The sequence below is a fragment of the Pradoshia sp. Z4_20 genome, from assembly GCF_058216035.1.
Window position 1 is genome coordinate 657,895 of the sequence record NZ_JBZAJD010000002.1, and the last position, 24,952, is coordinate 682,846.

General features: G+C 36.8%; 24 protein-coding genes. 7 read left to right on the forward strand and 17 right to left on the reverse strand.

Going from position 1 to position 24,952, the window contains the following annotated elements; genetic code table 11:
* Positions 1-85: 85 nt before the first annotated feature.
* Positions 86-541, forward strand: a complete 456-nt coding sequence (locus AC4BHP_RS09150; RefSeq protein WP_066101234.1) for an SRPBCC family protein — start codon at positions 86-88, stop codon at positions 539-541.
* A gap of 189 nt (positions 542-730) precedes the next feature.
* On the opposite strand, the gene AC4BHP_RS09155 is transcribed toward AC4BHP_RS09150, so the two are convergent.
* Complete coding sequence (locus AC4BHP_RS09155) at positions 731-1,357, reverse strand: TetR/AcrR family transcriptional regulator (RefSeq protein WP_066101237.1); 627 nt, start codon at positions 1,355-1,357, stop codon at positions 731-733.
* A gap of 212 nt (positions 1,358-1,569) precedes the next feature.
* Here AC4BHP_RS09155 and AC4BHP_RS09160 point away from each other — a divergent pair, with 212 nt between their 5' ends.
* Positions 1,570-2,148: a hypothetical protein gene (locus tag AC4BHP_RS09160; RefSeq protein ID WP_139891394.1), complete on the forward strand. Its 579-nt coding sequence runs from the start codon at positions 1,570-1,572 to the stop codon at positions 2,146-2,148.
* Between the two features lie 379 nt (positions 2,149-2,527).
* Here AC4BHP_RS09160 and AC4BHP_RS09165 read toward each other — a convergent pair whose 3' ends face one another.
* From AC4BHP_RS09165 to AC4BHP_RS09185, 5 genes are read right to left on the reverse strand one after another with little or no spacing between them, the layout of a single operon-like run.
* A complete protein-coding gene (locus tag AC4BHP_RS09165) occupies positions 2,528-3,298 on the reverse strand; it encodes an ATP-binding cassette domain-containing protein (protein ID WP_225983666.1) in 771 nt (256 codons plus the stop codon).
* 17 nt (positions 3,299-3,315) lie between these two features.
* Positions 3,316-4,083, reverse strand: a complete 768-nt coding sequence (locus AC4BHP_RS09170) for an ABC transporter permease subunit (protein ID WP_490551897.1) — start codon at positions 4,081-4,083, stop codon at positions 3,316-3,318.
* Between the two features lie 15 nt (positions 4,084-4,098).
* Positions 4,099-5,073: an aliphatic sulfonate ABC transporter substrate-binding protein gene (locus tag AC4BHP_RS09175; RefSeq protein WP_148629481.1), complete on the reverse strand. Its 975-nt coding sequence runs from the start codon at positions 5,071-5,073 to the stop codon at positions 4,099-4,101.
* A gap of 22 nt (positions 5,074-5,095) precedes the next feature.
* Positions 5,096-5,905 carry a VOC family protein gene (locus AC4BHP_RS09180; protein WP_490551898.1) on the reverse strand — a complete coding sequence of 270 codons (810 nt, stop codon included), beginning with the start codon at positions 5,903-5,905 and terminating at the stop codon, positions 5,096-5,098.
* Positions 5,906-5,916: 11 nt separating this feature from the next.
* Positions 5,917-7,095: a M20 metallopeptidase family protein gene (locus tag AC4BHP_RS09185; protein ID WP_066101254.1), complete on the reverse strand. Its 1,179-nt coding sequence runs from the start codon at positions 7,093-7,095 to the stop codon at positions 5,917-5,919.
* Between the two features lie 240 nt (positions 7,096-7,335).
* Between AC4BHP_RS09185 and AC4BHP_RS09190 the strand changes: the two genes are divergently transcribed.
* A complete protein-coding gene (locus tag AC4BHP_RS09190; protein WP_490551899.1) occupies positions 7,336-8,595 on the forward strand; it encodes a hypothetical protein in 1,260 nt (419 codons plus the stop codon).
* Between the two features lie 507 nt (positions 8,596-9,102).
* Here AC4BHP_RS09190 and AC4BHP_RS09195 read toward each other — a convergent pair.
* From AC4BHP_RS09195 to AC4BHP_RS09205, 3 genes are all read right to left on the reverse strand, one after another.
* The gene (locus AC4BHP_RS09195; RefSeq protein ID WP_490551900.1) at positions 9,103-10,752 is read right to left on the reverse strand and encodes a catalase; all 1,650 of its coding nucleotides are present in this window, start codon (positions 10,750-10,752) and stop codon (positions 9,103-9,105) included.
* Positions 10,753-11,310: 558 nt separating this feature from the next.
* The gene (locus AC4BHP_RS09200) at positions 11,311-11,850 is read right to left on the reverse strand and encodes a PadR family transcriptional regulator (RefSeq protein WP_066101271.1); all 540 of its coding nucleotides are present in this window, start codon (positions 11,848-11,850) and stop codon (positions 11,311-11,313) included.
* Between the two features lie 41 nt (positions 11,851-11,891).
* Positions 11,892-12,083: a hypothetical protein gene (locus tag AC4BHP_RS09205; protein WP_066101273.1), complete on the reverse strand. Its 192-nt coding sequence runs from the start codon at positions 12,081-12,083 to the stop codon at positions 11,892-11,894.
* 92 nt (positions 12,084-12,175) lie between these two features.
* Between AC4BHP_RS09205 and AC4BHP_RS09210 the strand changes: the two genes are divergently transcribed.
* Positions 12,176-13,717, forward strand: coding sequence for a multicopper oxidase family protein (locus AC4BHP_RS09210; RefSeq protein WP_490551901.1), 1,542 nt, complete (start codon positions 12,176-12,178; stop codon positions 13,715-13,717).
* Positions 13,718-13,810: 93 nt separating this feature from the next.
* On the opposite strand, the gene sdaAA is transcribed toward AC4BHP_RS09210, so the two are convergent.
* The 6 genes from sdaAA to AC4BHP_RS09240 all read right to left on the reverse strand — a co-directional run bounded on the left by sdaAA (position 13,811) and on the right by AC4BHP_RS09240 (position 18,680).
* Positions 13,811-14,716 (reverse strand): L-serine ammonia-lyase, iron-sulfur-dependent, subunit alpha, encoded by a 906-nt coding sequence (sdaAA, locus tag AC4BHP_RS09215; protein ID WP_066101277.1) that lies wholly within the window; start codon positions 14,714-14,716, stop codon positions 13,811-13,813.
* Between the two features lie 33 nt (positions 14,717-14,749).
* Positions 14,750-15,409, reverse strand: coding sequence for an L-serine ammonia-lyase, iron-sulfur-dependent subunit beta (gene sdaAB, locus AC4BHP_RS09220; protein WP_066101280.1), 660 nt, complete (start codon positions 15,407-15,409; stop codon positions 14,750-14,752).
* 143 nt (positions 15,410-15,552) lie between these two features.
* Positions 15,553-16,224 carry a helix-turn-helix transcriptional regulator gene (locus AC4BHP_RS09225; RefSeq protein WP_066101283.1) on the reverse strand — a complete coding sequence of 224 codons (672 nt, stop codon included), beginning with the start codon at positions 16,222-16,224 and terminating at the stop codon, positions 15,553-15,555.
* A 307-nt stretch (positions 16,225-16,531) separates the two neighbouring features.
* Entirely contained in the window at positions 16,532-17,515 is a 984-nt protein-coding gene (locus tag AC4BHP_RS09230; RefSeq protein ID WP_139891571.1) for a ring-cleaving dioxygenase, read from the reverse strand.
* Positions 17,516-17,650: 135 nt separating this feature from the next.
* Complete coding sequence (locus AC4BHP_RS09235) at positions 17,651-18,178, reverse strand: YceI family protein (RefSeq protein ID WP_490551902.1); 528 nt, start codon at positions 18,176-18,178, stop codon at positions 17,651-17,653.
* 268 nt (positions 18,179-18,446) lie between these two features.
* A complete protein-coding gene (locus AC4BHP_RS09240) occupies positions 18,447-18,680 on the reverse strand; it encodes a DUF3953 domain-containing protein (protein WP_139891402.1) in 234 nt (77 codons plus the stop codon).
* Between the two features lie 1,151 nt (positions 18,681-19,831).
* Between AC4BHP_RS09240 and AC4BHP_RS09245 the strand changes: the two genes are divergently transcribed.
* A complete protein-coding gene (locus AC4BHP_RS09245) occupies positions 19,832-21,223 on the forward strand; it encodes a DHA2 family efflux MFS transporter permease subunit (RefSeq protein WP_490551903.1) in 1,392 nt (463 codons plus the stop codon).
* Positions 21,224-21,324: 101 nt separating this feature from the next.
* Here AC4BHP_RS09245 and AC4BHP_RS09250 read toward each other — a convergent pair whose 3' ends face one another.
* Positions 21,325-21,780: a GNAT family N-acetyltransferase gene (locus tag AC4BHP_RS09250; protein WP_140461172.1), complete on the reverse strand. Its 456-nt coding sequence runs from the start codon at positions 21,778-21,780 to the stop codon at positions 21,325-21,327.
* Positions 21,781-21,971: 191 nt separating this feature from the next.
* Entirely contained in the window at positions 21,972-22,361 is a 390-nt protein-coding gene (locus tag AC4BHP_RS09255; RefSeq protein ID WP_257468965.1) for a PepSY domain-containing protein, read from the reverse strand.
* A gap of 319 nt (positions 22,362-22,680) precedes the next feature.
* Here AC4BHP_RS09255 and AC4BHP_RS09260 point away from each other — a divergent pair, with 319 nt between their 5' ends.
* Together AC4BHP_RS09260 and AC4BHP_RS09265 are read left to right on the forward strand one after the other, a co-directional pair.
* Positions 22,681-23,355 (forward strand): response regulator transcription factor, encoded by a 675-nt coding sequence (locus AC4BHP_RS09260; protein ID WP_066101294.1) that lies wholly within the window; start codon positions 22,681-22,683, stop codon positions 23,353-23,355.
* A complete protein-coding gene (locus tag AC4BHP_RS09265; protein WP_066101297.1) occupies positions 23,352-24,713 on the forward strand; it encodes a HAMP domain-containing histidine kinase in 1,362 nt (453 codons plus the stop codon). Before AC4BHP_RS09260 ends, AC4BHP_RS09265 begins: the two co-directional genes overlap by 4 nt.
* Positions 24,714-24,952: the final 239 nt, after the last annotated feature.

A 24,952-nucleotide genomic window follows, 5' to 3' on the forward strand; every position in this document is an offset into this window, starting at 1 on the left:
AAAAAACAAAGACTTTCTTAGATAATGACTCATTTGCGTCAATAACCATATAAAACAACCATACAGAAACGGGAAGGTGCAGATCATGCCACAAGGAACACATACAGTTGAAGTACCATTAGATATTCAAACAATTTGGGAATTTGTTCATGACATGAACAAATGGGCTCCACTTGTTCCAGGATATATCGACCATGAAATTTTAAGTGAACGCCAATCTACTTGGGCATTCAAGGGTGACTTAGGGTTTATGAAAAAGACAGTTAAGCTCCAAATCGATATTAAAGAATGGAATGAACCATCCGAAGTAATTTTTGATCTAAAAGGTTTGTCTGATAACTTTAATGGCGGAGGCTATTTCCGTGCCGAAGTCATTGACGAAAAGACAACTAAAATGTCAGGACATCTTGATATCACTGCTGGCGGTATGATGGGTGCAATGGTCAATCAAATACTAACCAAATTTGTTCCACAGACAGCACAGGAACTAACAGATGCAATTGTAGATAAATTACTTGAAATTAATACAGTAAAAAAATAATAGAAGCGATCTACCCATATATAAAGTTCTATTTAGGATTGTTTATCATAAAAAGATAGAAAAAAAGACGTGTAAATTACGCGTCTTTTTTTCTTCTTTCATAGTTTGAAACCATGATGACAATATTTATTGTGCAGTATTTTATAAGAAAAACTAATAAATCATACATCTCAAATAACGGAACCCTTATTACTTCCCTTTTTGTAAGTATGATAGAATTATATCCTTTACTATAATTAAATTTTCCTTTTTAGGAGCAGAGATAAAAACATCCTCTGGTATTAAAGAATATAATGAATATTTCTTTACAGCAGTTCCGAACATATTCATGATCGTACTTATAATCACTTCATTGGTTTGTGAAAGCTGTATGCTTCCATCCTTCTTACCTTCATTAATAATTTTTAAAATGATGCCGCTAATTTTCCCGTAGGCCTTATGTATTTCTTCTAGCAATCCAACTTCAATTTGGATAAATGCAATATAAACTTCGAAAGCTTCCAAAAGTTTTGATGATATGCTATTTTCTTCGTTTATATACATAATATAAGCAGTTAGCACGTCATCCATTTTTTCTATACCCGTTTTGTTAGATTCTATAATTTTCTCAAAAATTGGTACCTGTTGTTCTATGACTTCTTTTATAACTTCAATAATTAAATGCTCTTTTTTCGGAAAATAACGAAATAGAGTTGCCACACCTACACCAGATTCATCTGCAATTTTCTGCATGGTTGTTTTTTCAAAACCATGCTCTGCAAATAATTCTTTAGCAGCTTTAACCATCCTCTTGCGTCTCTCCAATTTTTTATCCATTTCATCACCCACCAAACAATATTATACTACTTTTATTAAAAGAAGGCCGTTAGTAGGTTATATACACTCCATAACACTATGCCATAAAGTGTAATAACAACTAGCTTGAAATGTTTAATTAAATGTTGAAACAAGCAGTTCAGAAATAGTCGAAAGTGATGAGCAAAACATCCCCTAACTGAATAACGTATTTTCAGAAGGAGGAATATAGCTTGAAAAAACTGATTCTTTTTGCTGGTCTTGTTGGTCTGTTGGTTGCTTGTGGTGAAGAAGAGGTAGTTAAGCCGAAGGGAGAACCTAAAGAAGAAGTTCCTGCAGCAGTGGAACCTAAAGAGGAAGCTCCCTCAGTAGAAGAGCCTAAAGAAGAGGCACCTGCAATTGAGGAACCTAAAGAAGAAGCTCCCCCAGCCGTGGAGCCTAAAGAGGAAGCCCCTCCCCCAGTACAAAAGGGGTCCATTGACCCTCAAGTCGCTCTGTCAATCCTTCAAGACGCATACCAAGGAATTGCCAAGGTGGAGTACAACGCAGAATTAAAAGCCTTCCTGATTCTGCCGACCGATCCGAACTTTATTGTGGAAATGGAAATGATTTTAACCGGTAAAATGTCGAAGGACGACTGGAACTATCTGGCTGACTCAATAGCTAAACTTAGTGGTGAACTGGGACCAGAATACCTTGTGTTCCTGCTCAACCCTGCAAATCCAGATAATTATATTCTAATGGCAGAGAACGGAGTCATCAAATACGATGCACTTAATGAGGATGTAAAGAGTCAGGATAAAGCCCTTTAACTCTTTAGGACATAGCAACAGATTACTGCATAGTAATTGGTATACAGTGCTTGAAGATATACCGAATATACACACCAGTTAAGAACCTGTTTTTCTGATATTCCACGTTTTATACTGAATTACCGTGAGTAACCGCAACATATAACTTCTGGTTTAAGTTACTTCACAGATCTTACATGATGATACAAGATAGTAGAAGAAGACCTCTCCAAAAAAATGACCCCCAAAAGTTAGAATCCAACTTTAACTTTTGGGGAGATCCATCAAATAGCAATATAATTTCATTTTTATAAATTCTTTATTGTTCTACATTTTAGTTGTTTGATTATACCGTTTATCTCTTCAAGTTTATTCCCCAAAATAATGACGTGCTTTATTTCTACTCCCCCTGCATAATTCGCTGCAGGACCTTATCCTCCAATAACGTTAACTTATTGTCTGTAAATTGTCGCGGTCTAGGTGCATCGACTTTTACATTCATTGATACATAACCATCCTGTATAAGGATTATCCGGTCTGCCAGACGAATTGCTTCTCTTACGTCATGAGTGACGAGTAAAGCATTAAATCCAGTTCGTTGCCAGAGGGTTTCGATTAAATTTTGCATTTCCATCCTTGTAAATGCATCAAGAGCGCTTAATGGTTCATCCAGCATGAGCAAAGATGGTTCATGAATGAGCGCACGCGCTAAAGCGACACGTTGTTTTTGTCCTCCTGATAATGTAGACGGCCATTGATCCTTGAACGATAATAAGCCAACTGCGTCCAACACTTCCTCTGCTTTTGCTTGCCAATTCCCATCAAGACCGAGCCCTACATTATCAACAACGTTTTTCCATGGCAACAATCTTGAATCCTGGTACATCATCGTCACATTGGCAGTTGATTGATTGGATGCTACTCCATTAAATAGCAGTTCTCCGCTTGTTAAAGTCTCTAGTCCTGCGACAAGTCTTAAAAGCGTACTTTTCCCACTTCCACTTTTCCCAATGATGGCTACAAACTCTCCTTTTTCAATGGTTAGCTGTATATTTTTTAATACCTCTTTGTCACCGAATTGCTTGCTAACATCATTGATTTCAATCTGAATCGCCTGATCATTAACTATTTCTTTCTGACTCTCCCACTTTACAGCTGCCAGCTTACTCACTCTTACCACCTCCTCCTTCATTTGTTGTAGCTTACGTTCCACTTCAGCGCTTTTTTCTCACCTAATTGGGCAATGATATCTGCCAGTTTACCCAGTAACGCATAGATTACAATACTTAATATAATGATATCCGTTTGCATAAATTCCCTTGCATTCGTTGCTAAATAGCCAATTCCTACTTGTGTTGGAATTGTTTCAGCAACGATTAAGGTTAACCACATTACACCGAGAGCATATCGTAAACCAACGAAGATGGAAGGAAGTGCACCAGGCAGAAGAATTTCCTTAAATAATCTCCATCCCTTTAATTTATACATTTTCCCCATTTCAACTAGTCCTGGATCCACATTACGAATGCCGTGGAATGTATTAACATAGACAGGGAACAACACACCTAATACAACCAGAAATATTTTTGCACCTTCGTCAATTCCCAACCAAACAATGACGAGCGGCAATAATGCTAAGTGCGGTATATTGCGTAGCATTTGAATGCTCGTATCTGTTAAACGATAGGAGCGATCTGAAAGGCCATTAAATATACCAAGTGCAAAACCGATTAGTCCGCCAATCACCATCCCAACAACAGCGCGCCCTAAGCTTGCCCCAACATGAGTGACCAATTCACCGCTCGCGAGTAACTCCCAACCACTAATTAATACACTGATAGGGGCAGGAAAAAGGGAAGCATTAACAATTTCTAATCTGGCGACGACTTCCCAGACAATCAGGATGATAACTGGAATAATCCAGGGCTCAATATTCCTAACTATTTTATGATTCATTGTCTTCATTCCTTTTTAGTTGATTGGCATATCTTTAGAAACATCGAGTTCTTTCGGTATCAAACCAATTTCAAAATATTTATCAGCTTGTTTTTGCTGTGTATCCACAATCTCCTGAGTTAATTTCGTTGCTCCGAATGTTCGACGATCCAACTGCTTTTTCACGATCTTTTCGTCAATCCCCAATGCCTTGGACATAATCTTGACTACTTCATCTTTATTTTCATTTGCCCATTGGTCTGATTTATCCGTAGTTTCTAAAATAAGATCAACTAAATCTGAATGCTCTTTCGCAAAGTCTGGCGTTGCATAGTAGAACGTACGATTGGGATATTGATAATCCACGTTTTCTGTAAATGTGATCGTATCTAATTCAACTTCAGCAGCAGCAAAGAATGGGTCATAGGATGCCAAAGCATCCACTTTTTTCGTTTCAAAAATGGATCTTCCCTGCGCAGCATCCTCCGGATATACCCACTCCACATCATCAACCGACAGACCGGCCTTTTCAATTGCCAGTACCGCTAAATAATGATGATTACCACCTTTTAAAACCCCTATCTTTTTTCCTTTTAACTGTTCAATCGAAGTAATCCCTGATTCCTTTAAAACCATCAATCCAACACCTTCAGGATTTGGTGTATCTGCCCCTACATATACAAGTGGTTTACCGGAGGCTTGAGCAAAGATTCCGGATCCGTCAGCAGCGTGTCCATAGTCAATGGCACCGGCATATAATCCTTCTAACAATGTTCCGCCATGTGTAAACATTTCCCATTTCACTTTGTACCCTTTTTCTTTCAAGGTATCTTCCAGATAGCCAGATTCTTTTAAAATATGTAGTGTATTCCCTTTTTGATAGCCAATCGTAATCTCTTTATCTCCATTTTTTGAAGCGTTACTTGAACTTTCTTTTCCGCATCCAGTGATGAATAATACACCAACCAGTAATAGAATTCCGATTAAGTAGTTTGATGTACGCTTTTTCATAGGTCCCCACCCTTATCTTCATTTATTTTGAAAATCTATAGATTGCTTTTGAAATTTGGACCTCTTCATCCTGTCCGGCACCGCTAAATTGGACTAAAAATGGCTTTTCTCCTCTTTTATTTAAAATGTCGGATACACGGCCTTCTCCATTCGGGCTAAATAAAACAATATCTCCACCCATTACATGCAGCCTTTTTCCAGTAGCATTCAATGAAGAATCGATAAAGATTTCTCCTTCCTGCAAATCTAAATATTCAGCCCATTTTTTCGCTGTTTCATCATGCTTTTGAACAGCAAATCCTACGTATGATAAATGAATGTCACCTTTTTCATGCTTTGCGATGACAGATCGATCTTTTAAATCCTGTTTGCGTTCTTCGTCTTTTTGATCCCATTCAATAAAGAATGGTAAATCTAGTTTTGCTCCCTGTTTCCCTGCGTATAATAGCTTCCAGCTGACCACACTTCCATCGGGTCTTTTTCGACTCATCGGGTGCGGCCCATATACATCCAATCCATGTTGACGAAACCTCTCCGCAACACTTTCTAAATCATTGGAACGCAGCGCGATCCTTGATAATCCTTCTACGAATTGATCGTTCTTCAATGTTTCCCTTAAGCTATATTTCATACCAGAGGAGGACACTACTGCCTCTTTGTCATAAACACCGATCAATTCTATGTAACTTAAATCAAAATAACTAAGAGAATTATATGTACCTAAACTCTCATGCTTACCGCCTTCAACAGCGTGTAAGCCAACATCGCGAAACTGCTCTATTGCCTCTACTGGGCTATTAACAAAGTGAACAAGATGGTCAAATTGAAACATAAATCTTCCCCCTAGTCTGTTACTAAATAATGATTAGCTAATTGTAGAAAAATACGGCTTAACTGCAGCAATGCCTTTTCATCAAAATCAAATCGCGGATGATGGTGAGGGAACTGTGTTTCTGCCTGTTCATTATGTGCTCCAACATGGAAGTATGCCCCTGGTCTCTCTTCCAGATAATAAGCAAAATCCTCAGCTCCAAGGACGATGTCTTTTTCAACAAAGGCATCCAAAGAAATCGTTTCTTTTACTAATTTTTCAATTAATAAGGCTTCCTCTTTATGATTGACCAGGACTGGATATCCGTGGATATACTCTAATGAATACTCAATTCTATCAGCAACCTTCATCCCATCCAGAATGGCACGAATTTCGAACTCGATTTGTTGACGAACATTCGAGTTCATAGCGCGAACAGTTCCTTCCAAAACGGCCGAATCTGCAATAATATTAAAGGCATTTCCAGCATGGAAGCTTCCAACCGTTACAACAGCCGGTTCAACTGGATCAACACGGCGGCTGACTATCTCCTGCAGATTAGTAACCAACCTGCTCCCAATTGCTACAGTATCAATGGTTTGATGCGGTCTTGCACCATGCCCTCCTACCCCCTGCAAGGTGATTTTAAATGCGTCAACAGATGCCATGACAGGACCCGGTCTTGTTGCTATCTTCCCCACAGGCAAATCAGTCGCAAGATGCCCACTAAAGATAAAATCCACACCATCCAAAGCACCCTCTTCTATCATAAATTTTGCACCGCCTGGTGGCTTCTCCTCCGCATGTTGAAATAATAAAACTACTTTCCCCTTTAATTGATTGCGATGATTGTTTAATACTTTCGCTACCGCAAGTAAAGCCGATGTATGTCCATCGTGACCGCAAGCGTGCATGACTCCGTCAACACTTGATTTATACTCAACGTTCTTTTCATCATGGATTGGTAAAGCATCAAAATCAGCTCGGAAAGCAATGGTTTTTCCCGGATGATTGCCCTCAATAACACCGATCACTCCATTTCCTCCAACCTGCTCCTTCACGTTGATCCCAAAGCTTCGCAGCTTATCTGCAATGAATTTAGCAGTGTTGGACTCTTGAAATGACAATTCCGGATTTTGATGTAAATATCTCCTCCAGGAAACCATTTCCTCAAAATCTTTACTTAATTGGTCATAAAATCGTTCTGTCATTTGAACACCTCAAATACTGCTTAAATTTTTTAAATCCGAGCTATCAAATTAATGATTAAGAATAATCTTACAATTTATCCAAACATTACGTCAATAGTCAATTCCAACTAATTAGCTATGTTTTGTATGAATTATTGTTATTACTAATAATCGAAGAATTAATAATTTATAACCTAAAGCTCACTCTTCTGTATAATTAAGGTAATATGCGTTCTGATTATAAAGGGGTAGGTGCAAAATATGAATATAAAAATAAACGAATTAATTGATTCTACCAGAGCTAAATTTGGTTTGGATAATTATTATTTGAAACGACATTCATTATCTCGCAAGTTAAATATCTTAAATGAGACGGTATATTTTCTTGAAATGGAGTGGTTTCCTAATCATGTGGAGGAAGAAGAACTTAACCCTGAGGGCACAGCAGTTATTGAATTAGATATTAATAGCCTAAGATATGAGAGAGTAATTTTTGTAGGTGACATTTCTTATGCAAACGGCTTTAGATTTACTGAAGTTAATAGAGACACCGTTGTAAACTGGATTGAACAAGAAACTGGTTTGTCATATGGGAAGCACTTTAAATTGCATAAAGAAGAAAATGGGGAATTTAACTTTGAAGCATGCTTTGAAGATATATATTTTTCTCCCTCGGGTCATATTAAAGTGATTGTAGATCATAATGGTAACCTCACCCTCTACTCTAAACATGGTCTATTTCCACCCAATGAAATGATAAAGAAAGAAGTATACACACTATCTCTTGAATCAATAGAACACCTTGCATGGAAACAATTAAAGTTACTCAATTTCCCATCCTTTGAATCGGAACAACTCATCCCCGTTTATGGCGTGGAGGAAATTTATGTTACAAATGAACAGAAATCTGTAATCCCATTAGATTTCAACAAAGATATGAGACCCTTAGAAATAAATAAACCTATATATTGGGATGAACCCAACCTCAAACCATTTGAAAGACAGGAACTTAAATTGAGTTGGGATGTAACAATCGAGCAAGCAATATCCAATGAGCAGAGCCCGGATTCATTCCCAATTAGTAAAGCTGAGGAAGAAAAATGTATAGTAGGGGTCACTGAATTTTTGCGCCAGGTATACTCAAATGAAACAGGAAATTGGACACTGAAAACTCTACACCGTGATCAAGGATACATCCACGCAATATTACGATTAAATCAAGAAGACACTAAATGTGTTTTTCATAGAAAGCTTATGATTATTTTTGATGCGAAGAGTTTGCAAGCTATTAATTACATGGATAATCAGCCTTTTATTGATCAATTTGGTCATTTTTCTTGCTCAGAAGAAGTTTTGGTCAATAAAAACGAAGCTTATCAAAAAATTAAAGATCATTTTGAGCTGACACCTCGTTATGTCTTTGATTCTCAGCAAAATAAATATATATTATGCGCACTATTAGATTGTCATTATGGAGTACGCGCCTCGAGCGGGGATATTATCTCGTTAAATGATTTGTAAGCACAGTAACCAAATAGATAAATCATTGATATAAAAAATCCGCCCATCGTTTAAATTGGCGGATTTTACTTTTGCTTATGGGGTGGAATCTTTGTAGATTTTTTTTGAATTTTTGTTGTAATTCCCAATTTATTTCCTTTAGTTCACTCTCTACTTTTATATTTGTATAGATAAAAAAATCAGCGGATAGTTAATCTCAAACATATTTCTGAATAGACACCTATATTAATTGCATTGTAGTAATGCAGGTATTGTCGTCCTTAAAGGTAGAAATCGTCGTTTCAGATGTTTTTTCTCCATAGTTAATTCTTACCTGAAGATATGAACGAAATCATGTATGAAGATTCTGAAAACCAAAGTTCCTAATTATCATATTGGGAAGGCGATTTAATAAAGGGAATCCTCTCTTTCTATCATTTATCTCTAACTACTTCTATTGCTTCAATAACAAATCGTCATTAAAAAACTGCCAGTCAAATTGACTGGCAGTTTCTTTTAGTCCATCTATTAATATGGATCAGCCTCATGGCTTTTCTTCACAGCATCTTTTGTTGCTTCCATTGCTGCTGCCGTACCTTGACCGAATCTGGATTTACCTGCTTCACGGCCTGGTACTGCAGATTCTTCCTTCATTTCTGCTAATTCTTTCATTTTCATTTCGATGCCTTCTCTTACACGGCGTCCATATTCTTCATCTGCTTGAGTGAAGTATTCCACCATGGCATCTTGAATACGTTTATCACAAATTGCAAGAGCATTGGATAGGTTGTTAATTAACTCATCACGTTCCCAATCCTCAAAGCTGCGATATGTTTCACCTGCTTGACCAAAGTTGTTAGGACGGTCAATTGGTTCACTCATGACTGCAGCATTGTATGTTGGACGGTGTTGCGGACGTTCTTCTTTACTTGCTTCCTGGAATCCGCCAACCATAGATGGCTCATAGTTAATATGCGGATTATCTCCGGATTCTTTTGGATCGCGAACATCCATTTGGCCGCGATGCTGATTAGTGCGAACTGGCACTTTTGGTGCATTCACTGGCAATTTAAGATAGTTCGGTCCTACACGATAACGTTGTGTATCAGAGTAGGAGAATGTACGTCCTTGCAGCATTTTATCGTCTGAGAAATCCATACCATCAACAAGAACTCCAGTACCGAAGGCAGCTTGTTCAATTTCAGCATGATAATCGACCGGATTACGATCTAATACCATTTTACCAACTGGCAACCATGGGAATTTGTCCTCTGGCCATAGTTTAGTATCATCAAGAGGATCAAAATCAAGTTCAGGATGATAATCATCCTCCATAATTTGTACATATAACTCCCATTCAGGGTATTCTCCACGTTCAATCGCTTCATATAAATCCTGTGTTGCATGGGCAGTTGTTTTAGCCTGGATAGAATCTGCATCTTCTTGTGTCAAGTTACGAATTCCTTGTTTTGGCTCCCAGTGATATTTAACCAACACTGCTTCGCCTTTATCATTTACCCATTTATACGTATTTACACCAGATCCCTGCATGTGGCGGTATGTTGCTGGAATACCCCATGGAGAGAATAGGAATGTAATCATATGTGTTGCTTCAGGTGTGCGGGAAACAAAATCAAACATCCTTCTAGGATCTGCCACGTTTGAAGCTGGATCCACTTTAAATGCATGAATCATATCAGGGAATTTCATTGCATCACGGATAAAGAAAATTTTAAGGTTGTTCCCAACCAAATCCCAGTTACCGTCTTCTGTATACATTTTAACAGCAAATCCACGTGGATCACGTGCTGTTTCAGATGAATCTTTTGCACCTGCCACTGTAGAGAAACGAACCATTAATGGGGTACGTTTTCCAGCACCGGAAAATACTTTTGCACGAGTATATTTTTCTACTGGCTCATCGCCAACTTTTCCATATGTTTCGAAATATCCAAATGCTCCTGCACCACGAGCATGAACGACACGCTCAGGTACTTCCTCACGGTCAAAGTGGGAAATCTTTTCAATAAAGTGATAGTTCTCAAGTGTTGCAGGTCCACGATTTCCGACTGTGCGGATATTTTGGTTATCCGTTACTGGATGGCCCTGACGAGTTGTCAAAGTCTCGCGTTTCATTTCTTCTTTCTTTGAACCATTATGTTCTTTGTTCTCTGCCATACTGAAAACCTCCTCTTTTAATAGCTCTCCTTATAACCCCTGTATGATGAAAATACAGTATTAAGGAGTACCATCTTTGGAATTAATTTCAATCTATAATAATTATAAACAACTTCTATTATTACTATAAATTACAGGTTAAAAAGATTGCAAATGATATGGTATTTCTAAGTTTTAAACCTCTTTTTTCAAAAAAAATACATGAAATTTATCCTATATTTCTACCTGAATTTTTAAAAACAGCAGTTATCTAATGTTGTATGGTGAATGATAATTCTGTGAAGTAGATAAAAGAACCATAAATATATGTACCTTTATAAATGAGAAAATCTTTGTGTCCAATTCTAGTAGAAATAAAATATAGGAGTTTATTGGTGAGAAGCTGACCAATCTATATTTCATTTTTATAGAACACCTCTCCTTCTAGATAGGTATCGCCAACACTTTATTAGGCAGCATATAAAAGGCACCACAATTGTTAGTAGACTCTAACATTTGTGGTGCCTTAAAATCTCCAAATCTTTTGTAATTTTTCAAAAAAATATAGTTCCTGTTAATTTATATTTTCCTCTGTTTGATCTGTTTGATTAACTCTTCCAACCAGTAAATAGTATGATCTACTCTAGCAGTCACATACTCCCCTATAAACTCTACAAGGTTCTTGTTTTCCTCGTCTACTTCAACCTTTTTTTCAAAATCTTTAATATGCATCCATTGAGCACGGATATGCTCTGATTTCTTGTTAAGAATAGTTAGAACCCGATCACGATCGACATACCTGATATTAGCAATACCTACTACCATATCACTGATATCCTCGGCATTTTCCAACAGTTTGTATATTTTCTTAGGAAGCTCTTCACGTCCCTTATCCGTAATCGCAAAAACTTGTTTATCTGGACGATGTTCCTCTTTTATAACTTCAACTTGTTCAACCAATCCCTGTTTAGCCAACGATTCAAAGTGATAGTACAGTTTGCTTTCTGTTAATCCACCTAATTGATCCAATGGAATTGGCTCTGAAAGCTGCTTTTTTAATTTATAAGGATAATTATTATCCTCCATTAGTTTGCTTAATATAAAGATTTGGATAGCCATTTCTAAGCTCCTTCAGCATAATTATCTTTATTTTAGCAAAATTAAGCAGGCATTTCAGCAGTCTTCTCATTTTCGGTTTCATTTATTGCTTCATCATTCTCAACTGGAACTGATTTGTGGAAGGTACTCAAATAAATAGATTCAGGGAACTTCAGCCAGTCTGTTGTTCCCTTTTTTATTGCTAAAAATTTTAATGCATTTTCTTTAAACAATCGCCGCTCCGCTATTCTCACTAATTTATCTCTCTTTACTAGTCCAAATGACCACTTCAAACCATCCTGTTCATCATAGTCTAATGTATATTGTGAAAAAGGAGACCGACAACATGAGTCCAAAACTGGAAAAGTTCGTGGATCCACTCCAAATTATGAAAACCCTGAATCCCAAGGAGAATGGTCGAGGCGGAACATATTATGAAGTAAGAATGCAGGAGTTTCAACAAAAGCTACACCGAGATTTACCGCCAACTCGCTTATGGGGTTATAACAGCCAATATCCCGGGCCTACTATAGAAGCCAAGCAGGGGGAGGTTGTAAAGGTTAAATGGAAGAATAATCTTCCTGACAAGCATTTTCTCCCTGTCGATAAAACATTCCATCATCTAGAACATATGCCGGAGGTTCGAACAGTTACACATTTACATGGCAGCGAAACCCGTCCCGATAGTGATGGATACCCGGATGCCTGGTTTACAAATAATTTCAAGGAAGTTGGCGAAGCTTTCACAAGAAAAGTATATGAATATCCAAACAATCAGCGTGGAGCTACCCTCTGGTATCATGATCACGCCATGGGCATTACCAGACTGAATGTATATGCCGGTCTTGCCGGAATGTATATTATTCGGGATGAACAGGAAAAATCGCTGAAACTGCCAAGCGGTTCTTTTGAAATTCCCCTATTGATACAGGACCGGACATTCAACGATGACGGCTCTTTATTCTATCCAAGCCAGCCGGATAATCCTACGGATGATTTACCAAACCCTTCCATTAGACCATTCTTTATTGGAGATACTATTCTTGTAAATGGGAAGGTATGGCCGTTTTTAGAAGTGGAGCCACGCAAATATCGTTTCCGTATTTTGAATGGTTCGAATACACGCGGTTACCAAATGGAACTTGATTCCGGACAACCTTTTTATCAAATTGGATCTGATGGCGGTTTATTGCCAAAAACAGTAAGGATGGACAGCATTCTAATTGAACCTGCAGAAAGAATGGATGTCATCGTCGATTTTAGCCAATATGAAGGCAAAACCATCACGCTAAAAAATAATCTTGGGCCTAATGCAGACCCAGCTGATCAAACAGGTGATATCCTTCAATTCAGGGTAAATCAGCCACTTTCCAGCCAGGACAATAGCCATATTCCCAACAGATTATCCTATGTACCCTCTTTAAAACACAACAATATATCGGCCATTCGCAACCTCAAATTAGTAAGTACAACCGACCAATACAGCCGTACTCTGCTTTTACTCGATAATAAAATGTGGATGGATCCAGTGACAGAAAAACCACGATTAGATACGACTGAGATTTGGAGCTTAATGAATCTTACAAACGTTACTCATCCAATTCATATCCATTTAATCCAATTCCAAATACTCGATCGCCGGCCATTTGATTTGGATCGTTATAACGAGGATCGAACCATTATCTTTACTGGACCTGCACAGCCTCCAAAGCCAAATGAATACGGTTGGAAAGACACAGTTGCTGTCCCTCCTGGAGAGATTACCCGCTTGATCATGCGCTTCTCTCCATATAGCGGCTCGTATGTTTGGCATTGTCACGTTCTGGAACATGAAGATTATGACATGATGAGGCCTTACATGATTATAGATCCACATAAAGAAGATTAATGGATTCCTTCCCATTTAATTTCAGGACCACACTCACAACCATTTAAAAAGCGCCTGCCTGCATCTTAACTTGATGCGGACAGACGCTTCTTATTATTTTGCCAACAAGTAATCTACTAATTTAGCTTTTGGTTTTCCGAAGATTTCTTCTTCCAATCTGCGGCCTGTTGGAGTGGCTGCAAGTCCGCCTTCTGCTGTTTCCCGTAATGCAGATGGCATGGACTTTCCGATTTCATACATCGCACTGATTACTTCATCACATGGGATACGGCTTGTTACACCTGCCAACGCCATGTCAGCTGCTGTTATTGCATTTGAAGCTCCCATCGCATTTCGTTTAACACACGGAACTTCCACAAGCCCGGCGACTGGGTCACATACAAGCCCAAGCATATTTTTCATAGTAATTGCAAAAGCTTCTGCGGATTGCTGCGGTGTTCCACCAGCCATCTCCACTATGGCAGCTGCCGCCATGGCACTAGCTGATCCAACTTCTGCCTGGCAACCCCCAGCTGCACCAGAGATGGATGCATTATTTGCTACTACAAAACCGAACGCTGCTGTCGTAAATAAGAATTCAATCATTTCCATTCTAGTCGGATTCAACTGTTCTTTAACGGCAAATAATGTACCAGGAACAACGCCGGCTGAACCTGCTGTTGGTGTGGCACAAATAACTCCCATTGCTGCATTTACTTCATTGGTTGCCACTGCTTTGCTGACAGCATCTAATAAAAGTTTACCAGATAGAGATTTACCTGAATTAATATAGTTTTGTAATAACACCGCATCTCCTCCGGTTAATCCCGAATGAGATTTAACACCATTAAGACCTCTCTCTACCGCCCGTTCCATAACTGCGAGGTTCTCATCCATTTGAGCAATAATATCTTCTCTTGATCGCTCGGACACTTCCATTTCCTGCCTAATCATAATTTCGGAAATTTTAACATTATTGGATTGTGCCAGCTCTACAAGCTCGGCCACATTTCGAAACATATTCTTTCCTCCTCTTGCTGTCAGTATTTAATTTTACATACGGATTACATGGTTTACGTTTGGCAATGAACTAAGCTCTTCTATGATTTCTTCTCCGAGCTTTTGATCCATTTCAATTACCATAATTGCGATGTCTCCCCGTTCTTTACGCGAAACCTCCATATGGCTGATATTAATCTCATTTTTAGCTAATACACTTGTAACGGATGATATCAGCCCAAATTGATCCCTGTGAATAACCAATATAGCTGGCTGCCCACCTGACAGCTTTAATTTAAACGAATTTATTTCAGTTATCTCAATCGTTCCACCACCAATGGAAATGCCGACTAATTCTAACTTTTTATCTCCATCATCAAACAAATTTATTTTAACCGTATTAGGATGTTCAACTACAGCCTCTTCAACCAGAAATTGAACTTCCATTCCTGCCTGTTCAGCGAATTTATATGCATCTGGAATACGCTCATCAAAGGTATCAAAATCCAGTAAACCAGCAATTAAGGCTAAGTCTGTTCCATGACCTTTATAGGTTTTTGCAAAAGAACCGTATAACGAAATGATTGCTCGCTTTGGTTGTTTGCTAAATATAGTTCTGGCTGCTCTTCCTATTTTGGCAGCTCCTGCTGTATGTGAACTGGATGGGCCAATCATAACCGGACCAATTATATCAAATGCTGATCGATACTTCATTATGTTTTTCTCCTTTTTTCAATCTGCTTTTTAGATAGCTTACTTTTCTTCAGATACTTCCAGCCAAAGCCCCATCGCTTTCATTCTATTAGAAGCTTAGCTAAATAGTGCAAAAATCCTTAATCGACAAGTAATAGATTCCTTTATTTCACCTGATATTCTAATTGGTAATCTATTTGTGTTCGTATTTTTTGCAAATAATTATAGATTGTAAACTTCGATACTCCTAAAACGGATGCTAAATAGTCTGTTGAACCTTTAATTAGGAAAGCACCTTTTTCCTGTAATAATCTTACACATTCTATTTTCTCTTCTAGACTCAACATGGATGGCGGTTTCTTAAAACCGGATAAAACTTGATCAACCATATCTTGAATGACTTCCTGTACGGTCGAATAAAAGTTTTCAGACTTCTCTTCTGTTTCAGTAAAAGAAATGAAATCCTGAATTTCTGCCTCGTATTGAATCATCATTGAAATATCATAATTAATGCAAATAGCCCCAATAACATGATTTTCCACATCCCGTAGAAAAATGGTCGATGATTTCATTGTGATTCCATTTATCAATCTGGTTTTATAGTTTGGAATATCCTCTATGTCAGATACAGGTTTAGTCAATTCGTTTAATACTAAATCCGTACATGGACTACCTATTTCTCTTCCTGTAACATTGCCGGCTAAATAGACAAGAGATTTTTTTAAATCTGCAAAATCATGTACCGCCACTTCACAGCGCGGCCCAAACATTTTAACGATCATATCTGCTGTGCGTATCGCCATATTAAAAATCGGTGCATTCGGATCTATCGCCATACTCTCACTCCCTAAACGCAAACGGTTTCAAATCATTCTAAAATAAATAAAATTTAATCAAAAATGGCTTTATTTGTTAACTCAGATATCATAACATGAATTTGGTATAATTTAAATAAAATTGTAATAGTTACAAAAATATTGTAACAATTTTCAAATAATCTATCTTTCTTATATAGAAAACTAGATTCACTATTAAAGATAAAAGGGCTAATCGAAATTTACGATTAGCCCTGAAATAGTATCTTAGTTTTCAATCTCATCTTAGTTGCTTATAATGAATTGCCGATTATGTTGTTCTTACTCTTTACAAGTATTCTTTTTCAAACGTTAAGGTACTGCGAACCGTATCAATGGATCGAACTATACTTTCAATTTGTTCTCGTTTTTCTTCTAAAAATGGCGGCAAGGATAATTTTTCTCCAAGAGTTTCGTATGGTTCATCCTCCATAAATCCAGGACCGTCCGTTGCAAATTCAAATAAAATATGCGGTGCCAATCTTGCATAGAGTGAACCAAAATAATAACGTTCTACATAACCTGAATTGGGTATATTAAATGCCTGCAAACGTTTTTGCCAATCCTTCAGCTCTGAGCGGTCATTCACGCGAAATGCCACATGGTGAACTGTACCAAAGCCTTGCTGTGCCTGTGGAAGAGTTGTATTGTGTTCTACAATAACCTGTGCTCCATTGCCTCCTTCGCCCATTTCAAACAAATGATAAGATTCATGGCTGTCTAACACTCTAAACAACAAAACCTCTTCCATAAGTTTTTTTAAATAATCGAAATTAGAGGTACGAATAAATATTGGACCCAATCCTGTAATAGCATATTCCAATGGGACAGGCCCCTTTTGCCAAGGCGTTCCGGAAGCTACTCCCTCATTACTCTGATCAGAAATTAGTTGATATGACTGATCATCAAAATCAGTAAAGGACACTGTTTTTTTGCCGAACCATTCTTGAATTCCTGTATGTTTAACTTCGTATTTATCAAACCGTTTAATCCAATAGTCTAGAGCTGCGTCACTTGGAACTCGGAAAGATGTTTTCGAAATTTCATTGTTCCCGTGAATTCCCTTTGAAATACTAGGGAAATCAAAGAAAGTCATATCTGTACCCGGGGAGCCGACATCATCTGAAAAAAATAAATGATACGTTTTAATATCATCCTGGTTGACGGTTTTCTTCACTAAGCGTATACCAAGAACCCCTGTAAAGAATTCATAAATTTTTTCTGCACTGCTCGTAATCGCAGTCACATGGTGCAATCCTTTTAATTCATTCAATATCATATCTATACCCCCGTTAACTATTTATCTCGAATTCGAGATATTGGATAAAAAAAGAGCGGAATCACTCATAAATTACCCTCTTTAGAAGACATTATCCTTCTTTATTTCCCCTTAGAAGAACGATTAAACTTATGCTGCCGGGTTAATCTCTAATTCTATTTCTATTTTAATATCTTTACCAATTAAAACGCCGCCCGTTTCAAGTGCTGCATTATAAGTAAGACTAAAATCTTCTCGGTTAATCTTCGCGTCCCCTTCAAAACCGTATACTTCAACTCCCCAAGGATTTTTGCCTTTTCCGCCAAATTCGACATCGAATGTAACTGACTTTGTTACATCCTTAATAGTCAGATCACCAGTTACTTTATAGTCATCCCCAGATCTTGTAATGCTTGTAGATTTAAATTCGATTGTAGGATATGCTTCCACATCAAAAAATTCAGCAGATTTCAAGTGTGTATCACGATCTTCTGAAAAAGTGTTAATACTTGCTGGATCAAATTGAAATGCAATTTGAGCTGTTGTCAAATCTGTTAAATCCGCGGCTTCAATATCTGCTGTATACGTATCAAATTTTCCTTTTACCTTTGATACCATCATATGTTTCACTGCAAAGCCAATTGTTGAATGAGACTGGTCAACTATCCATTTTGCCATTGTTATTCCTCCAATACTTTTATTTCGAATTCGAGACTTTATGTAAAATGCAATATACCTCGAATTCAAAATTCTTTAATTAAGGATAAATTCAACACGAGTACATTTTCTTGTCAATTTATTCAGGATTTTTTACCAATGTGGATATGGATCAGTTTATGCCAGATCTCTAAACAATATGATTACTCACAATGTAATCTGAAATGTAAGATGTGATCACATATTGATCATAAATCTGAAAGCGCCAAAAAGATCCTACTGCAGATTGTTAATTCAGTATAAAACCTTCAATTGCTACATACATGGCAAACAAAAATCCACCTAGACTCACCCAACTAATCAGTTTTCGTCCTTTTTGATATTCTTCTAATCCAATGATTAACATCATTAACCCTAAGAAAAAAATCATAAATGGTTGGTACGCAAAGCTTCTAGTAATAAATCCGTATAATACAAATATTAAAACTACCGTTGAAAAAACATAGCGTAAAATTTTCAGCATGATTCCATACTCCTTATATCCTAGTAACAACCTATTACTATAGCTTTTCGACTCCTAATGCCGTTAATCCTTTTTTATTCTATACAGTTCTTAAAGATGTAAAACTTTATTTAATCAGAAAGCAGAACCTTTTCATTTTCAAATATTTCACATCTTAAATAATTATGTATCACAGGATGATTTTATTTACTATTTTCTTGGTGGCCAGTAGTGAAATAGGTATTCAGAGGATAATAAATCGGGAACTGCCTATCAATGAATATTTATCAATAGTTGAATTTAGATAGAATAAACTACCCCGCTGTATGAAACCATCACTAATAACCAGTTAATCTAACCACCGCTTATATTATTTTGAAATAATAAAATTCGGTATATGAATTACTAAAAAAATACAATCCACTTCCCAATTTAGTGCATGTTTACCCTGCTATAAATGTAAGGGGATACATTTTTAATAGATTTATATACTGATTCATCCTTGATATAGCAAGGTTTCATTTTTACCCCCATGCATAAAACTCCTAATACATAAAAAGATCAATTATAAAAATATTGTCACCAAAAAAAACAAATTACTTACACAAGAAGAAATATTTTGTTATAGTGAAAAACAGACTGACTGGTTAGTATGGTGGAGGTGTACTAACAGGAGGGATACAAAATTGCTGATTATTTACGAATGCAATGGACTATCCCGCCAAAAGGATATACAGGTGTTGGATCCTACGAAACAAGCATAAAAATAGCAAAGTTTCGTTCTCTCACCATTTGAAAGAAGTATGATTCTACTTGCGAATACTGGATTTATCTCAAATTATCAATAATTAATGCCCAAGTGGAATGATTAAAAACGAATCAATGACTAAAAAAACATAGAGACAATGACTTGCTTTACAGTTAGCAAATATAGGTGAGTGAAAATTCGCCCTAATGTAGTTTTAGTATGTATGTTTACAAGAGTCTGATTTTAATTGAGAAAATTTTATAATCAAAGGTTTTATCGAATCTTTTTTCAGAAGATTCTGTATTATTCTATTTCTTTAGTGATTAGACTTCCAATGAAGATGGATTTTTGCTCTACAAATGCGTTTCTCCCTGAGAGCAATCTCGAATTTACAAATAATTTATTTTTAGAGGAGTTATAACAAGTGAATAAACAAATACAAATCAAAACGGGACCGATAATGGCTGCCCTCTTGGTAGCAGGATTTGTCGGGCTTTTTAGTGAAACAGCTTTAAATATAGCATTAGGACAATTAAGCCAAATTTTTAGTGTGGATGCAACAACCATTCAGTGGTTGGCAACAGGCTACTTTTTAACACTTGGTATTTTAGTACCAGTTACAGGTATTTTAATGCAAAAATTCACGACACGCCAAATGTTCATGGCAGCTTTATTTTTCTCTCTTATAGGGACAGTTTTAGCTGCTTTAGCACCCACATTTAGCGTACTTTTAACAGCACGTATTATTCAAGCAGCTGGGTTGGCTATCATTTTACCTTTAACACAAAGTGTTATTTTCACGATTTTCCCGCCAAATAAACGTGGAGCTGCAATGGGAACAATGGGATTAGTTATTTTAGCTGGACCAGCTTTTGGACCAACCTTAGCAGGCATGATTTTAGACACCTTATCTTGGCATTGGATTTTCTGGTTCACCATTCCATTCTTATTAATTTCACTAATCATTGGCTATATCTATATACCGAATGTTAATGAAATCCGTAATGTCTCAATTGATATTTTATCTGTAGTATTATCTACAATTGGTTTTGGTGGTGTTGTATACGGTGTAAGTGTCGGTGGAGAGCTTGGCTGGACAAATGCAACCGTATTAGGAACAATTATTATCGGCTTAATAGCATTACTATTCTTCTGTATCCGTCAAAATAAGATGGAACACCCAATGTTAAACTTAAAAGCATTTAGATACCCAATGTTCGTTTTAGGTCTTGCTATGAATATTATTACCTTCCTCAACATGCTTTCCATGCTTGTTGTTTTACCAATGTATATGCAAATCGCCCTTATCGTTTCAGCATTTGTAACAGGATTAATGATGCTTCCGGGGAGTTTAATCAACTGTGTACTTGCGCCGATAATTGGTAAATTATTTGACAAATATGGACCACGTGCCGTGATTACTCCAGGTACAATTCTTGTTGTCATTGGATATGGACTTTATGCATCATACGGAACAGATACCGCTCTTTGGATTATGGTATTGACACATATCGTGATGATGTTAGGTGTTGGTATGGTCTTAGCATCCGTACAAACAAATACACTGAATGCATTACCTAGACAATATTATCCAGATGGTATTGCAATTACACAAACGTCTCAGCAAGTAGCCGGAGCTATAGGTATTGCGGTAATGGTATCTCTATTCTCTATGAAACAAGCTGATTACTTATCCGGTGCAGCCAATGATTTAACTGCAGCTGCAGCTACTGGTTCCGCATTTGTATTTAAGATCAGTTTAATTTTAGCTATCATAAATGTCGTTCTTTCATTCTTCTTGAAAAAAACACAGTAAACTGGGAAGATTGAGAGAAAACGAAACCAAATAGAGTGAAATAAATAAAGCTAACACCCTAAATCCTCTGCGATTCTAGTTGGTGTTAGCTTTGTTTTTATTTATCTATGCCCCTCTTTACGGGCTTGTATATATCCATAATAGACGCACGTTCCATTTTGGGACAAGTCTTTGACTTCAAATCCGCACTTTTCATAGAAACTGAAATTATCAGCGGACGTATGCGCGAACCAATCTCCATGAGGAAGCTTTTGTACACATAGTTCAACTAATTTTTTACCGATCCCCTTTCCTCGATATTCGGTTAAAACGACTAAATCCATTATAGTAGCGGCCATTATTTTGTCTGAAATAACCCGAACCATTCCAATCATTCGGCTAGAATCCCATACAGTATAAGCCCAGGTGGAGTTTTCAAATATTAATGAAAACTTTTCTTTCTGCCAATCTGGTGTGTTTCTCGCCCATCCTGCATCTGTAAAAAGAGTTTCTACACTTTCAGCTGGAACTCCTTCTGTCCCTTCCCGGATGACTAAGCCGTTAAAATATTGGTACATATCGTCTCCTCCTTGTATCCAGATATCTTTTATATCATAATACCAGAATTTAACTTATCCATATCCATAAAAAAGAGACTCCCAAAAAGAGATAAATCTTTTGGCGGAGTCTCCTGATTATTAAATCCATTTAATTCAATTAGACATGTTCTTCCTCTTATGTTGGTTGTACTTAAGAAATTTTCATGAATTTAATTTTTACCATCAAATTCGGAACGGGAAATATGATCATCGTCAAAATCATCATCTATTTCTATAGTGCCTGTTCTACCTTTTACAGTGATTGTTTTCAAAAGATTTTCTGAAGTTTTAATTTCAACATCGTATTCGTATTCAGAACGGGAAATACGGTCATCTTCCAAATTGAATTCTTTTTGAACACTGATAACTTCTCCATCAATTTGCTTCAAAGCTATTTCTTTAATTTGTGCTTCTGTATAGTTGTCATTCTTATTTGCATAGTAATAACCCATTCCAACATAACCGCCTACAATGGCGATACCAAGAACAATTATGGCAATAAAGCCACCGATTATTTTCTTTTTATTTTCTACTACCATGTTTTTGTATTTTGTTAACATAGCTATCTCTCCTTTTTATCGTTTATATACAATTTCCTTTTCTAGTTAATCTTCAAACTGGTCTAATTGGTCAATAAAATTGATTAGAATTTTTAATTTACGAAGAACATAAGACCATTTGACCAGAACAGGAACCAATTATCATTCCATTAATTTTGACGCCTCTCCTCCTGTCTTTTATTCTTTTCCTTGATCTTGACTTCATCATAATGGGTAAACATTAAAGGAACATTAATGAATAAAAATGATTTTCTCATCTTTTTTTAATAAACGTGAATTATAGTAAAATATATTAAATAAGAAGAAAAGGAGACTAAACATGCGGATTCTCATAGTCGAAGATGAACAAGATTTACAAAACGTTCTTGCAAACCGTTTAAAAGTGGAAAATTACAGTGTGGACGCATGTGGAAATGGGTCTGATGCACTCGATTATATTTCCATGGCTTCTTATGATTTGATCGTGTTAGATATAATGATTCCAGAAGTAAATGGACTGGAAGTTTTGCAGCATATAAGAGAAGAAGGTAATCGTACTCCGGTTTTATTGTTAACCGCAAAAGATACGATTGAAGATCGGGTCAAAGGACTGGATTTAGGCGCAGATGATTATTTAATCAAACCATTTGCCTTCGATGAACTACTGGCCAGGATACGGGTGTTAATGCGCCGGCAATCAGGTAACACATCCAACGTTTATGAAATGGGAGATTTAGTAGTGGACTGTAATACCCATAAGGTAACGCGACAGGGTAAAAATATTGACCTTTCCAGCAAGGAGTTTGCAATTTTGGAATATATGATTCGCAATAAAGATATTGTATTGTCTCGAGATAATATTGAACAACATGTTTGGAATTATGATTATGAAGGCGGCTCAAATATCATTGATGTTTATATTCGTTATCTAAGAAAAAAAATAGATAATGATTTTGAGATCAAGCTTATCCATACTATTAGAGGGTCTGGCTACGTATTGAGGATAGAGTCATGAAAAAATTATCTATTAAAATGAAGATCACTCTCTGGTATACGGGCCTAATTGTGATTATTATGGCTATGGTATTAAGTATTATTTTGGCCTCTTCCGATAAAATTCTTCTGTTAAATATCCAGGACCAACTCGAGGAATCAGTAAAAGAAGGTTTTAGAGATATAGATTATGAAAACGGACATTTAGAGGTAGATAATGATTTTGAGTATTATGATGATGGGGTCACTCTTTTAATTTACGATAAAAATGGTGCTTTACTGGAAGGCAATGTTCCATCTGGATTTAACGGGGACATACCAATGAATAAGGATGGACTTCAAACCATTGAACAGAATGGACAGGAATGGCTATTATATGATCATCCATATAAAAAATTTAATGATGAGATATGGATTCGAGGCGTTTATCAATTAAATCAATTATCGTCAGCCATGAACACCATTTTACTTGTGACGCTAATTGCTTTTCCATTCCTTATTATTGTAGCAGCTACCGGCGGATATTCTATTACAAAAAGAGCGTTTCGTCCCGTACAAAAAATGATTGATACAGTCAGTGAAATTAACGACGGACAAGATTTATCAAAACGTATTGACCTTAAGGGATCAAATGATGAAATTCATGCTTTGGCACAGACCTTTGACCGAATGTTCGATAGATTACAATCTTCATTTGAGAATGAAAAACAATTTACTTCTGATGCCTCTCATGAATTAAGGACACCTACTTCTGTCATCATCTCTCAATCTGAATACGCCTTATCTCAAATTGATGATTCAAAAGAAGTAAAGGAATCCCTTGAGGTCATTCTAAAACAATCCCAAAAAATGTCCTCTCTCATTTCGCAATTACTTTTACTGGCCAGAGTTGATCAGCAGAATATGGACCATTTTCTATTTGAAAGGCTTAATATTAGTGAGTTAACAGAAATGGTAGCAGAAGAATTAACCTATATGGCTTATAAAGCTGATATTGAGATAATTACAGACCTAGAGGATAATCTTTTTATAAAAGCAGATCAAACGTTAATCATGAGATTACTTATGAACCTGATTACGAATGCGGTTGCCTATGGAAGGCCTGGCGGATATGTAAAGATTAAATTATATCAGCAGGGTAATCATGTGATAGGTGAGATTTCGGATAATGGAATTGGCATTAGTGCAGAACATATAAATAAAATATGGGATCGTTTTTATCGCGTCGATCCTTCTCGTACCTCAACTGCTAACGGCAATACAGGTCTTGGCTTGTCGATCGTAAAATGGATTGTCAGTCTGCACGGCGGCACCATTGATGTATCAAGTGAATTAGATAAAGGAAGTACCTTTAAGTTTCGTTTACCTATAGGCTATTAAAGAGCTTAATTAGAGGATATTATTCTAGGCACCTACACCAGTATGATAGGTGCCTTTTAAGGTTTAACAAACAAAACGAATGGCTCGGCAATGCGAGTAATTATTCAACAGGCATCAATTCGTCATCTGTCACCCATTTGTGAATTAACCCTCTTATTTTTTCTCGTGCCTTAATTGATTTTTTGTTTAAAACGTTAACTAACTATAAAGGGTGACACATCCCCTATATCATTCACAAT

Bases quoted from the DNA above. Each gene is read 5' to 3' on its own strand.
- AC4BHP_RS09150 (WP_066101234.1), top strand. From the start codon at position 86: ATGCCACAAGGAACACATACAGTTGAAGTACCATTAGATATTCAAACA.
- AC4BHP_RS09155 (WP_066101237.1), bottom strand. From the start codon at position 1,357: ATGGATAAAAAATTGGAGAGACGCAAGAGGATGGTTAAAGCTGCTAAA.
- AC4BHP_RS09170 (WP_490551897.1), bottom strand. From the start codon at position 4,083: ATGAATCATAAAATAGTTAGGAATATTGAGCCCTGGATTATTCCAGTT.
- AC4BHP_RS09175 (WP_148629481.1), bottom strand. From the start codon at position 5,073: ATGAAAAAGCGTACATCAAACTACTTAATCGGAATTCTATTACTGGTT.
- AC4BHP_RS09180 (WP_490551898.1), bottom strand. From the start codon at position 5,905: ATGTTTCAATTTGACCATCTTGTTCACTTTGTTAATAGCCCAGTAGAG.
- AC4BHP_RS09185 (WP_066101254.1), bottom strand. From the start codon at position 7,095: ATGACAGAACGATTTTATGACCAATTAAGTAAAGATTTTGAGGAAATG.
- AC4BHP_RS09190 (WP_490551899.1), top strand. From the start codon at position 7,336: ATGAATATAAAAATAAACGAATTAATTGATTCTACCAGAGCTAAATTT.
- AC4BHP_RS09195 (WP_490551900.1), bottom strand. From the start codon at position 10,752: ATGGCAGAGAACAAAGAACATAATGGTTCAAAGAAAGAAGAAATGAAA.
- AC4BHP_RS09200 (WP_066101271.1), bottom strand. From the start codon at position 11,850: ATGGCTATCCAAATCTTTATATTAAGCAAACTAATGGAGGATAATAAT.
- AC4BHP_RS09210 (WP_490551901.1), top strand. From the start codon at position 12,176: ATGAGTCCAAAACTGGAAAAGTTCGTGGATCCACTCCAAATTATGAAA.
- sdaAA (WP_066101277.1), bottom strand. From the start codon at position 14,716: ATGTTTCGAAATGTGGCCGAGCTTGTAGAGCTGGCACAATCCAATAAT.
- sdaAB (WP_066101280.1), bottom strand. From the start codon at position 15,409: ATGAAGTATCGATCAGCATTTGATATAATTGGTCCGGTTATGATTGGC.
- AC4BHP_RS09225 (WP_066101283.1), bottom strand. From the start codon at position 16,224: ATGGCGATAGATCCGAATGCACCGATTTTTAATATGGCGATACGCACA.
- AC4BHP_RS09235 (WP_490551902.1), bottom strand. From the start codon at position 18,178: ATGGCAAAATGGATAGTTGACCAGTCTCATTCAACAATTGGCTTTGCA.
- AC4BHP_RS09240 (WP_139891402.1), bottom strand. From the start codon at position 18,680: ATGCTGAAAATTTTACGCTATGTTTTTTCAACGGTAGTTTTAATATTT.
- AC4BHP_RS09250 (WP_140461172.1), bottom strand. From the start codon at position 21,780: ATGTACCAATATTTTAACGGCTTAGTCATCCGGGAAGGGACAGAAGGA.
- AC4BHP_RS09255 (WP_257468965.1), bottom strand. From the start codon at position 22,361: ATGTTAACAAAATACAAAAACATGGTAGTAGAAAATAAAAAGAAAATA.
- AC4BHP_RS09260 (WP_066101294.1), top strand. From the start codon at position 22,681: ATGCGGATTCTCATAGTCGAAGATGAACAAGATTTACAAAACGTTCTT.
- AC4BHP_RS09265 (WP_066101297.1), top strand. From the start codon at position 23,352: ATGAAAAAATTATCTATTAAAATGAAGATCACTCTCTGGTATACGGGC.